Genomic DNA, 11,926 nt, shown 5'->3' with positions numbered 1-11,926 from the left:
GCAGCCGAACGCAGGCTTCGCCAGCTGCTACAGGGGGTCGGGTTGCTGCAAAAGTGGTGTCGTTACAGGAGTAACCCAACCTGAGTGCGCTTGGGCAATTTGCTCACTACCAATTGGTGCGAGCGTTGCAACAAGGCTTGCAGTTCTTCGGCGCCCAGCGGGTAGGGCGGTTGCATGATGATCCATTGCGCCCGGGCCAGGTACGGCGCCGGGTGGATGCCCGGACGGTCGCAATGGCCGAGGAACAAGTCCTTGTCGACCTTGAATGCCAGGGAGTCGCCGCGCAGGTTTTGCAACGCGAACATCTTGTTGCCGGCAATCGAGAACACCCGCACGCCGCCCCACTTGTAGTCCTCGCGAGCGCCGGGCAGCGCCAGGCAAAACTCGGCGACGTCTGCTTCGCTCATGCGTCCAGCCTTCATATCAATCGGTCCCCGCAAGCATTGAATGATTCGATCAAATGGTCGAGCCAGGCGCGCACCGCCGGCATCACCCCGCGTCGATGAGGGTAGACCGCTTGCAGCCAACCGCCCGGCGATGACCACTGCGGCAACAACCGAATCAGCGAACCGTTGGCGATTTCTTTCTCGCAATACAACATCGGCAGCACGGTGAAACCCTGGCCGGCGAGGGCGCAGGCCTTGCGCACAATAAAGTCGTCGATGCCCAGCCGCGCTTCCAGCGCCAAATCGCAGCTTTTGCCGTGCTCATCGAGCAAGCGGATATGCACCATGCGGTCGGGTTCCAGCGCGCCGAGGATCGGCAAACCCTTCAAATCATCCGGATGATTGATCTCACGTCCCTGCAAAAACGCCGGGCTGGCGACCAACAGCGTTTGCGCCTGACGCAAGCGTCGAGTCACCAGCAACGGATCTTCATCGCCCAGATCGCGCACGCGCAAAGCGACGTCGACGCCTTCGGTGACCAGATCGACGCGGCGGTTGAGCAGCAAGACTTCGAGCTGCACCTGCGGGTATTTCTCGAGAAAGTCGCTGATCACCGTCGGTAATATTTCATGCGCCAGCCCCACCGGGCACGACACGCGCAAGCGCCCGCGCGGCTCGCTGGACATGCTCGCCACCGCTTCATCGGCCATTTCCGCTTCAAGCAACATGGCCTGGCAGTGACGCAAATAGCGTTCGCCGACTGCCGTGAGCTTGAGTTGGCGCGTGGTGCGCTGCAGCAAACGCGCGCCGAGGCGTTCTTCCAGTTCGGCAATCCGCCGCGACAGCCGCGACTTGGGAATCCCCAGCAAACGCCCGGCCGCCGCGAAACCACCGGCCTCGACGACTTTGGCGAAATAGTAGAGGTCATTCAGATCTTGCATGCTTTGCGCTCGACTGTTCTATCAGTGGGACGAACTATCGCATTGTTGCGGGCTAATCAGCTATTGGAATGATCGGTAGCATCACCGCCATCAGATCGCCCGGTGGCGGTCCTCACTTGGAGATCACTTATGAAACTGTTGCATATCGATTCGAGCATTTTGGGTGACAACTCGGCTTCCCGTCAGTTGAGCGGCGAAGTGGTCAAAGCCTGGCAAGCCGCCGATGCCTCCGCCGTGGTGACTTACCGTGACCTCGCTGCCGACGCCATCAGCCACTTCTCCGCCACCACTCTGGTCGCCGCTGGCACCACCGCCGAACTGCGCAACGCGGCGCAACAGCACGAAGCCGAACTGAGCGCGTCGACCCTGGCTGAATTCCTCGCCGCCGATGCCGTAGTGATCGCCGCGCCGATGTACAACTTCACCATTCCCACCCAACTCAAAGCCTGGATCGACCGCATCGCCGTCGCCGGCCAGACTTTCCGCTACACCGAAGCCGGCCCGGAAGGCCTGTGCGGTGGCAAGAAACTGGTGATCGTCTCGACGTCGGGCGGGTTGCACGTCGGTCAGGCCAGCGGTGTAGCGCACGAAGATTACTTGAAAGTGCTGTTCGGTTTCCTCGGCATCACTGACATCGAATTCGTCCGCGCCCACGGTTTGGCTTACGGCGAAGAAGTGCGCAGCAAAGCCCTGAGCGATGCGCACACGCAGATCAGCGAGCAACTGTTCGCTGCGGCGTAAAAAATAGCAAACGCCCCAAGCAGCACCCGAAAAACTCTGTATTCTGATTGTGGAAATGATCAGTTACAGAGTTTTTTTGCGTCTGATCATTTTTCATGTTGTGGCCCAGGTTATGCAACCAAAGCGTTACGAACCCGTTGCGCAATGACCTCGGCCGCCGCAAACACTGGCACGAGGCCGCGTCCTCCCTGATCGGGGGCACTACGGTCTTTTCAGGCAAGCAAGAAAAGTGGGGCAGCCGATGGTGCGTCTTTGTGCAACGTTACTGATTTGCCTGCTCGGCAGCCTGAATTCAGTGCACGCCGCGCCGGGTATGCACGCGCACTGGAGCGTCGGTTATCACGAGATAACCTTTCTCGATCCGCTTGACCTGCAACCGATGCGCGCCATCGCTTTTTACCCGTCCAGCGACAAGGAACACAGCAGCCAACTCGAGGGTTATACGGTTGAGGCCGGCGAAGATACCCGCGTCGCGATTGGCCGGTTTCCGATGTTGATGTTGTCCCACGGCAACGTCGGTACGCCGCTGGCGCTGCACGATCTCGCCACTTCACTGGCGCGCAAGGGTTTTGTGGTGGTGGCGGTGATTCATCCCGGCGACAACTCCAAGGATCACAGCCGCCTCGGCACGTTGAGCAATCTGTATGGCCGCCCGCTGCAAATCTCCGAAGCGATTACCGCGACGCTCGGCAATGCCGCGTTGGCGCCTTTCGTCAATGCAGATCAGGTCGGGGTGATTGGTTACTCGGCGGGTGGCGAGACCGCGTTGATCCTCTCGGGCGCGACGCCGGACCTCGATCGGCTGCGGCGTTATTGCCAGGAACGCCCGGATGACCGCGATGCCTGCAACACCCAAGGCGAGTTGATTGTCGACCGCGACGATCTGCAACCGGTGGCCGACCCGCGCGTGCACGCCTTGCTGTTGATGGCGCCGCTGAGCTTGAAGTTCGGCCGTCACACCTTGGCGGATGTGCATGTGCCGGTGCTGCTCTACAGCGGTGATGGCGACAAATTGGTGGCTTTCGACAAGAACGCCGCAGCGCTGGCGCGCAAACTGCCGATTGCCCCGGACTTCAAGTTACTCGCGGGGGCAGGGCACTTCGTGTTCATGGCGCCGTGTAATGAAGAGCAGATCGCCGCGATGCCGGCGTTGTGTACGGACGCGGATGGCGTGGATCGCGAAGATATTCATCGCAATCTGATCTCGGAAGCGGGGCGGTTTTTCTCGCATGCGCTGGGCAAACCGAGCCGGGCGGGGATGCAGACAGCGGATCAATAAGCCTGACACAAACTCGTGTGGGAGCACGGCTTGCCCGCGATGGCAATTTCGGCAACGCCATCGCGGGCAAGCCATGATCCTGCAAAGCCGACTCTGGATGTCAGGTTATTGCGCGGCGTTTCAGCAGCAGCGTTAGGCCCAGCCCGGTCACTGACAGCATCGCCGCACAAAAGAAAATCCACGAATACCCCAGGTTCAACGCCACAGCGCCCATCAGCGGTCCGGCAATCGCCAGCGCCAGATCAAAGAACACCGCATAAGCGCTCAACCCGGCGCCACGGCTGGAATTGGGCACTTGCTTGATCGCTTCAACGCCCAGCGCCGGGTACACCAGCGACAGGCCAAATCCGGTCAGCCCGGCGCCGATCAACGCATAAGCCGTGGACGGTGCCAGCCATAACAGCACCAAACCCACGGTTTCGATGGTCATGCAGGCAATCGCCGAAGTGAATCCGCCAAAGCGGCTGATGCAGGAAATGAACAACAACCGCGACAGAATGAAACACACGCCAAACACCGTCAGGCAATACGCCGCGCCGTCCCAGCCACGGTTCAGGTAATACAGAGTGATAAATGTGGTCAGCGTGCCGTAGCCGATCGACGCCAGACTCAGGCTCGCACCGAACGGCGCAATCCGCCCGAATACCGCCCAGAACGGCAGCCGTTCGCCGCGCACCACCGGCACCGACGGTTTGTTGCGAATCAGCAACAGCGCGCCCAGCGCCAGCACCGAAAGGACGATCCCCAGGCTTTCAAAACCGTACTCGGCGACCATCACCACGCCCAGCGGCGCACCAATGGCGATGGCACCGTAGGACGCGATGCCGTTCCACGAGATCGAACGCGCGGTGTGCTCGGCGCCGACTTGGCCCATGCACCAACTGATGGTGCCGACGCGAATCAAGCCTTGGGCGATCCCCAACAACAGCCGGCCGGCGATCAGGATCAACAAACTCAGCAGCGGAAAGCTTTGCAGCAAGGTCGAAAGCAAAGTCATCAAGCCGCTCAACACGATCCCCGACAAGCCATAAACAATCGCCCGTTTGGTGCCGATGCTGTCCGACATGCGCCCGGCCATCGGGCGGCTGAGCAGGGTGGCAAGGTACTGCACGCCGATGGTCAGGCCGGCAATGATCGCGCTGAAACCCAACTGTTCGTGGACATACCCCGGCAACACCGCAATCGGCAGACCGATGCAGAGAAACGCAATAAAGGTATAGAAAACGATAGAAACGATCTGCAGGGTGATCGCCATGGAACTTTGCGGGGGCAGTTGCTGCGCAGACATGTGGGCTCTTTCGCGGGCGGCGGTGGGAGACCTGCATCATGGCGCGGGCGCTTGGGAAAAGGAAGCAGGCTAACTATGTCCTCCGTACAGATCGGCGCAAAAAAAAGCCCCGTCACATGGACAGGGCTCCTAATTACAGCTTGCAGCTTGCAGCTAGAAACTAATCGCTGCGCTTAAAACACCACACCCTGGCTACGCAGGTAATCATCGTAGGTGCCGCTGAAGTCGATCACGCCGCTAGGGCTGAGTTCGATAATGCGCGTGGCCAACGACGATACAAACTCACGGTCATGGCTGACGAAGATCAGCGTGCCCGGGTAGTTTTCCAGCGCCAGGTTCAGCGCCTCGATGGATTCCATGTCCAAGTGGTTGGTCGGTTCGTCCATGATCAGCACGTTCGGCTTTTGCAGGATCAGCTTGCCGAACAGCATGCGACCTTGCTCACCACCGGAAATCACTTTGACCGACTTGAGAATCTCGTCGTTGGAGAACAGCATGCGGCCGAGGGTGCCGCGAACCATTTGCTCGCCGCCCTGGGTCCACTGGCCCATCCAGTCGAACAGGTTGCAGTCGTCTTCGAAATCGTGCGCGTGGTCCTGAGCGTAGTAGCCCAGTTCCGCAGCGTCGGTCCACTTCACCGTGCCGGCATCCGGGGTCAGTTCGTTGACCAAGGTGCGCAGCAGGGTGGTTTTGCCGATACCGTTCGGGCCGATGATCGCAACGCGCTCGCCAGCTTCAACCTGGAAGCTGAAGTCCTTGAACAGCGTCTTGCCGTCGAAGCCTTTGGCCATGCGCTCGACGATGACCGCCTGGCGGTGCAGTTTTTTGTTCTGCTCGAAACGGATGAACGGGCTGACGCGGCTCGAAGGCTTGACCTCGGCCAACTGGATCTTGTCGATCGCCTTGGCACGGGAGGTCGCTTGCTTGGCTTTCGAGGCGTTGGCCGAGAAGCGGCTGACGAACGATTGCAGCTCGGAAATCTGCGCTTTCTTCTTGGCGTTGTCCGACAGCAATTGCTCGCGGGACTGGGTCGCCACGGTCATGTACTCGTCGTAGTTGCCCGGGAACAGACGCAACTCGCCGTAGTCCAGGTCAGCCATGTGCGTGCACACGCTGTTCAGGAAGTGACGGTCGTGAGAGATGATGATCATCAGGCTGGAACGCTGGGTCAGGATGTTTTCCAGCCAGCGAATAGTGTTGATGTCCAAGTGGTTGGTCGGTTCGTCGAGCAACAGCACTTCAGGATCGGAGAACAGCGCCTGCGCCAGCAATACACGGAGTTTCCAGCCTGGGGAAACTTCGCTCATCGGGCCGAAGTGCTGCTCGATGCCGATACCCAGGCCCAGCAACAATTCGCCGGCGCGGGATTCGGCGGTGTAGCCGTCCATTTCGGCGAATTCGGTTTCCAGCTCGGCGACAGCCATGCCGTCTTCTTCGGTCATTTCCGGCAGCGAGTAGATGCGATCGCGCTCAGCCTTGACCTTCCACAGCTCTTCGTGACCCATGATCACGGTGTCGATCACGGTAAATTCTTCGTAGGCGAACTGGTCTTGGCGCAATTTACCCAGACGCACGTTCGGCTCGAGCATGACCTGGCCGCCGGACGGCTCAAGATCGTTACCGAGGATTTTCATGAAGGTCGACTTGCCGCAACCGTTGGCGCCGATCAGGCCATAACGGTTGCCCGCGGCGAACTTGACCGAAACGTTCTCGAATAACGGCTTGGCGCCGAACTGCATCGTGATGTTAGCTGTAGAAATCAAAGGTTTTTCCTGCGAAGCATTCAGAGTAGCTAGGGGTGCGGCAGTGTCGATTCAGTACCCGGTTCCGGGATTCAGGCCACGGGAAATACATCCCGGTCAGAAGCGGAAGGTCCATCTGGCAATAAGTGGACAGCAGCAATGGAGCGCTTGGCCCGAGTCGAAGTGCGCTGAGGCGGGGTCGTTCCCGTCATCAACCAAGGGGGGCGCGTAATGTTTGGCGGCGATTGTACTGGTCTGGCTCTTTAAACGATAGGGCGTTGAGGCCGCACGGGCACTTTGGCAGTATCAGCGGACACTTTTTCACAGTTGATCGTTAACTATTGGTTACAAAGTGTGGCTAAAATGCCATCTCTCATCCCAATGCCATGCTGGCATTCGCTCAAGGACGCGCCTTCGGGACAGCTCTTTCGACCCAGACACTGCGCCACTCCGCTTGGCCGGCACCGCGCAGATTGTTCACCCCTGACGTGTGACGATTGCCGTGAAACTGATTATTGCCGCTATTTATGTTGTCTCCATTGCGTATGTTCACCTGCGCGGTCGCGTACGCCATAAGTTGGGCCGCCAGCTGAGCGATCACTCGACGTTTCTGGCGCCGATCAATTGCTTCCTTTATATGTGCTCGAAAATCTCCAGCCGACCGTACCTCGACCCGGCGGACTTTCCCGACCTCAGTCCGCTGCAAGCTCACTGGCAGGAAATTCGCGAAGAAGGGCAGAACCTGCTGCGCGCCGGTGAAATCAAACGTTCCGATCAGTACAACGACGTCGGTTTTAACTCGTTCTTCAAAAGTGGCTGGAAACGTTTTTATCTGAAGTGGTACGGCGACAGCCATCCTTCAGCCGAGAAACTCTGCCCGCGCACCACCGAACTGGTGAAAAGCATTGGCTCGATCAAAGCTGCAATGTTCGCCGAACTGCCACCGGGCTCGAAACTGGTGCGCCACCGCGACCCGTATGCCGGTTCGTACCGTTACCACTTGGGCCTGGAAACGCCGAATAGCGCTGGTTGCTACATCAACGTTGACGGCGAGACCTACCATTGGCGCGACGGTGAAGCGGTGATCTTCGATGAGACCTTCATTCATTACGCCGAAAACACCACTGACCAGAACCGCATCATCCTGTTTTGCGACGTTGAGCGGCCGATGAAATATCGCTGGGCGGCGGCGTTTAACCGTTGGTTCAGCCGCAATGTCATGTCGGCGGCGGGTGCGCCGAATGATGCGGGTGACAAGACCGGCGGCATTAACCGTTTGTTCGCGAAGATCTACAAGATTCGCCTGCGCGGCAAGCAATTGAAGAAACGTAACCGCGCGCGGTATTACTTGGAGAAATGGGCGATTTTCGGCGGGTTGCTGGCGATTTTTGTGTTGATTTGATTGATGCGGCGAAGCGGCGGCGGCCATCGCGAGCAAGCTCGCTCCCACAGGTGATCTATGGCGTGCATAAATCACTGTGGGAGCGAGCCTGCTCGCGATGAGGCACTCACTTTCACTACAGCCTTTAAGGCTTCTGCGCCCCCAACTGCTTCCACATCTTCGCCGTGATCTTCTGCCGATTCGCATACCCCTTCCACGGATCAGTCTTCAACCCCTGCAAACGCTCAAGCAAATTGGCCACTGTCCATTCCTGCGAGCCTTGGATTTCTGTCAGCTCATCCCGCGCAATCGGCACCGACACCGGCAACCCCGGCCGCGCCCGTAGGGAATACGCCGCCACCGTACTGGCCCCGCGCGTGTTGCGCAGGTAGTCGACGAAGATCTTGCCGACGCGATTTTTCGGGCCCATGGTCGCGGTAATCCGTTCCGGTAATTGCTGCGCCATGAACTGAGCGATGGCTTTGGCGAACGCTTTGACCGTGTCCCAATCTTCCTTGCGCGCCAGTGGCACGATCACGTGCATGCCTTTGCCGCCGCTGGTTTTGAGAAACGCGTCGAGGCCGATTTCATCCAGCACTGACAACGTCAGTTGCGTGGCCTCAACCATGCTTTTCCATGGCAGCGCCGGGTCGGGATCGAGGTCGAGCACAAAAAGGTCCGGCGTTTCGATTTTGTCGTGCGTGCCGCCCCAAGTGTGCAGCTCGATGGTACCCATTTGCGCCGCACCGATCAGCGCCTGCACGCTGTCGATTTCCATCAGCCGCGCATGCCCGAGGTCAATCTTCGGGTCCAGGTGCTTGATGTTCGGGATCGCCAGGCGTTCTGCGTGTTTCTGAAAGAATTGCTCGCCCTCGACGCCCTCCGGTGCGCGCAATAACGCGACGGGCCGATCCTTGAGGAACGGCAGAATCCATTCGCTGATGCTTTCGTAGAACTGCGCCAATTGCAGCTTTTGCGTGCCGCTTTCTTTATCAATCACCCGCTCAGGATGGGTGATTTTTACACCAGCGACATTCGCGTCTTTGCTGGCAGCTTTCTTCTCGGTCACGGCGTTGCTCGCTTTCGGTGCCTGTGGCAATTCACGAACGATTTCCTTCGCGGGTTTGTCCGTGCGCATGGCGACAAACGCCGCTTGGCGCACCAAGCCCTCGCGGGTCCACTCGGCAAACTCGACCTCGCACACTTGCGTAGGCTCGACCCAATGCACGCCTTTGGCTTGTGCCGTGGTCAGTGGTTTGTCCAGCGGCGAAGACTTTCGTCCGAGCTCCTGCAATTGCTCATGAAACAACTTCAGATTGGCCTGGTTAAATCCAGTGCCGACGCGTCCGGCATATACCAAGCCTTTATCGTCATAAACGCCCAACAGCAGCGCGCCAAAACCGCTGCGCGAACCTTGTGGAGCGGTGTAGCCAATAATCACGAATTCCTGGCGCAAACGGCATTTGAGTTTGATCCAGTCCGGGCTGCGCTTGGACACATAAAGGCTGCCGGCACGTTTGCCGATCACGCCCTCGAGCGATAACGCGGAGGCACTCTCGACAATGTCCTGATGCTTGGCGGTGAAAGCTTCTGAAAAACGCATCAACTGCCGAGACTTGCGCCCGAGGGCCTTTTTCAACGCCGCCCGGCGTTCCTCGACGGGCAACTCACGCTGATCGACGCCTTGCAAGAATGGCGCGTCGAACACGTAATAAATGATGTCGACCGAGCGACCAATTTCGAAAGCATTCTGCAGCGCCTGAAAATCCGGGAAACCTTTGTCGTTCAGCACCACCACTTCGCCATCCAGCCAACTGCCATCCAACTTCATATCGGCCAAGGCCTTGGCATGCAGCGGCAATTTAGCGGTCCAGTCGTTGCCGTTACGGGTCAGCAATCGGACTTCGCCGTCGTCGATACGCGCGAGGATGCGATAACCGTCGAATTTGATTTCGTACAGCCATTCACCGGGCGGGGCCTTTTCCATAAGCGTGGCTAGCTGCGGGGTGAATTTCTCCGGGAGAGCGTCGGGCTTGGCAGATTTCGGTTTCTTTGCCGGTTTGCTGGTCTTGCTGGTTTTTCCAGCCTTGGTTTTGGTTTTCTTTTCGCCAACTGTGGCGTCGCTCAATACGCTTTTGGGTAATTCGGCAACCACGTCATATTCATCGATAGGCCGCGCTTGCTGATCCTTTTCCTTGATCAGCAGCCATTGCTGCTTGTCGCTGCTGCCCCGCAAGTGCGTACGAACCAACGCCCAATCGCCGGAGAGCTTTTCGCCGATCAGGGTGAATTTCAACTTGCCAGCCTTATACGTTTCCTGCGGATCGCCTATCGGCTGCCAAACTCCGTGATCCCAGACGATCACATCGCCAGCGCCATACTGGCCTTCAGGAATGCTGCCCTCGAACGTGCCATAACTGATCGGATGATCCTCAACGTGCACGGCCAGGCGCTTTTGCGTCGGGTCGAGGCTCGGCCCCTTGGGCACCGCCCAACTTTTCAGCGTGCCATCCAACTCCAGGCGAAAGTCGTAGTGCAGGTTGCGTGCATCATGTTTCTGAATCACGAAACGCAACGCCGAGGCGGCTTTTTTGCCGCGTTTCGCCGGCGCCGATTCAGGCGGCTCCGACGTCACCTCAAAGTTACGTTTACGCGAGTATTCACTCACCGGTTTAGCCATGGCCGACTACCTTGTGCTGCGAGCTCGGCGGCCGTCAGCCGCGAGAACTCTTCGTGGCTTTTTTCGCCGGGGCCGCTTTGGCCGCGGTTTTACGTGGTTTGGCTGCAGGCTTGCTCGGCGCCTTGCCGCCCAGGCTGCGTTTCAGCAATTCGGTCAAATCGATGACATCAGCGGTTTTGCGTTCCTCCTCGCCAGTTGCGCTCTCGACATCCTCGATCTTGCCTTCGTTGGCCTTGCGCTCAACCAGCGCCATGATCTTGTCTTCGAAACTGTCGCGGTAATCCTCAGGTTTCCAGTCGGCACTCATGTCCTCGACCAAGCGCTTGGCCATCTCCAACTCGCCTTTGGCCAGCTCGGGTTTGGTCACCTCGCTACCAAGCTCCAGTTCATCCAGACCGCGCACTTCCGCCGGCCAGCGGAGCATCACCAGCACCATCGCCGACTCCAGCGGCATCAACGCCGCCAAGTGCTGGCGGGTATGCAGTACAACGTGGGCGAGGGCGACTTTTTTGGTTTTGCTCAAGGTTTCACGCAGCAGGGCGTAGACCTTGCCACCGCGTTTGTCCGGCGCCAAGTAGTAGGGTGTGTCGATGTTTTGCAGAGGGATCTGCTCACTGTCAACAAAGGCAAAGATATCAATGGTCTGCGTCGAAACCGGGTGTGCTGAACGAATTTCTTCTTCGCTGAGTACCACGTAACGGCCCTTCTCGTAAGCCACGCCTTTGACGATGTTTTCCTTGGTGACTTCCTTGCCGGTGACTTTATTCACGCGCTTATAGCCCACCGGGTCCATGCTGCGGCTATCGAGCCAGTCGAAATCCACGCCGTGATGGGACGTGGCCGACACCAGTGCCACAGGGATGTGCACCAAGCCGAAACTGATTGCGCCTTTCCATATTGCTCGGGCCATCTTCGTCTACTCGTCAAGTGATGATCAGGTGACCCGTGGCCTCGCGCAAAAGTTTCAGCCGCTTGCGGCCCAGCCCTGCGGGGAGATCAGCGGTGCGGTAAACGGGTGTTACATCTATGACGGAGTTTTCAGTTAACAAATGCGAACCTCGGGCGTAGCGTGGCATCAGAAGATTCTGACCCCGTAGCCCTTAGAGAGGCTCTCCATGAACAGATTAATACTGGGTTGCGCCCTGTTGGCCTTGAGCGGATTGCTAGGCCCGATGGCGCAAGCCGATACCTCACACACTTCGTTGTTACTTGCGCAGAGCCCGACGGGCGTCAATAACAATCCTTACAACAGCCCGACGCGCCGGGCCAATCCAAACAGCATGCAGGGCACGCAGCCCAATACTCCTGAAACTCGCCAGCCGACGTTCGCTCCGGCGCCGCGTCCTCCGACTCTGCAAAACGGCGGCATCGGCAATGGCTACCCGCAGCAAAGGTCTGTACCCAGTACACCGCCCAAATTCATTCCAAACCCGCCACCCCGCGACTCGGGCAGCAGCAACCGTTGAACGGCAGGACTGAGTCCTGCCA

At 58.6% G+C, this 11,926-nt stretch carries 10 protein-coding genes; 4 read left to right on the top strand and 6 right to left on the bottom strand.

The annotated features are described in order from the left end of the window. Positions 1–62: 62 nt before the first annotated feature. Both FBY12_RS04480 and FBY12_RS04475 read right to left on the bottom strand, forming a co-directional pair. Positions 63–422: an MmcQ/YjbR family DNA-binding protein gene (locus FBY12_RS04480; RefSeq protein WP_092280929.1), complete on the bottom strand. Its 360-nt coding sequence runs from the start codon at positions 420–422 to the stop codon at positions 63–65. Next, the gene (locus FBY12_RS04475; protein WP_145251506.1) at positions 419–1,327 is read right to left on the bottom strand and encodes a LysR substrate-binding domain-containing protein; all 909 of its coding nucleotides are present in this window, start codon (positions 1,325–1,327) and stop codon (positions 419–421) included. The genes FBY12_RS04480 and FBY12_RS04475 overlap by 4 nt, the downstream gene beginning before the upstream one ends. Positions 1,328–1,456: 129 nt before the next feature. On the opposite strand from FBY12_RS04475, the gene FBY12_RS04470 reads away from it, so the two are divergent. Beyond that, positions 1,457–2,068, top strand: coding sequence for an FMN-dependent NADH-azoreductase (locus FBY12_RS04470; RefSeq protein ID WP_145251504.1), 612 nt, complete (start codon positions 1,457–1,459; stop codon positions 2,066–2,068). 241 nt (positions 2,069–2,309) lie between these two features. Beyond that, positions 2,310–3,347, top strand: coding sequence for a dienelactone hydrolase (locus FBY12_RS04465; protein WP_145251502.1), 1,038 nt, complete (start codon positions 2,310–2,312; stop codon positions 3,345–3,347). Between the two features lie 100 nt (positions 3,348–3,447). Here the strand turns inward: FBY12_RS04465 and FBY12_RS04460 are convergent, their stop codons facing one another. Next, a complete protein-coding gene (locus FBY12_RS04460; protein WP_145251500.1) occupies positions 3,448–4,635 on the bottom strand; it encodes an MFS transporter in 1,188 nt (395 codons plus the stop codon). A gap of 173 nt (positions 4,636–4,808) precedes the next feature. Beyond that, the gene (locus FBY12_RS04455; protein WP_092280939.1) at positions 4,809–6,398 is read right to left on the bottom strand and encodes an ABC-F family ATPase; all 1,590 of its coding nucleotides are present in this window, start codon (positions 6,396–6,398) and stop codon (positions 4,809–4,811) included. Positions 6,399–6,879: 481 nt separating this feature from the next. On the opposite strand from FBY12_RS04455, the gene lpxO reads away from it, so the two are divergent. Continuing rightward, positions 6,880–7,779, top strand: a complete 900-nt coding sequence (lpxO, locus tag FBY12_RS04450; protein WP_145251498.1) for a lipid A hydroxylase LpxO — start codon at positions 6,880–6,882, stop codon at positions 7,777–7,779. A 124-nt stretch (positions 7,780–7,903) separates the two neighbouring features. Here the strand turns inward: lpxO and ligD are convergent, their stop codons facing one another. Continuing rightward, positions 7,904–10,438 (bottom strand): DNA ligase D, encoded by a 2,535-nt coding sequence (gene ligD, locus FBY12_RS04445; protein ID WP_145251496.1) that lies wholly within the window; start codon positions 10,436–10,438, stop codon positions 7,904–7,906. A 34-nt stretch (positions 10,439–10,472) separates the two neighbouring features. Beyond that, positions 10,473–11,348, bottom strand: a complete 876-nt coding sequence (locus tag FBY12_RS04440; RefSeq protein ID WP_092280943.1) for a Ku protein — start codon at positions 11,346–11,348, stop codon at positions 10,473–10,475. Between the two features lie 205 nt (positions 11,349–11,553). Between FBY12_RS04440 and FBY12_RS04435 the strand changes: the two genes are divergently transcribed. Further along, the gene (locus tag FBY12_RS04435) at positions 11,554–11,904 is read left to right on the top strand and encodes a hypothetical protein (protein ID WP_145251494.1); all 351 of its coding nucleotides are present in this window, start codon (positions 11,554–11,556) and stop codon (positions 11,902–11,904) included. Positions 11,905–11,926: the final 22 nt, after the last annotated feature.

It is taken from the genome of Pseudomonas sp. SJZ131 (assembly GCF_007828705.1).
Classification (GTDB): Bacteria; Pseudomonadota; Gammaproteobacteria; order Pseudomonadales; family Pseudomonadaceae; genus Aquipseudomonas; species Aquipseudomonas prosekii.
This window is presented reverse-complemented; position numbering and strand designations above follow the sequence as displayed.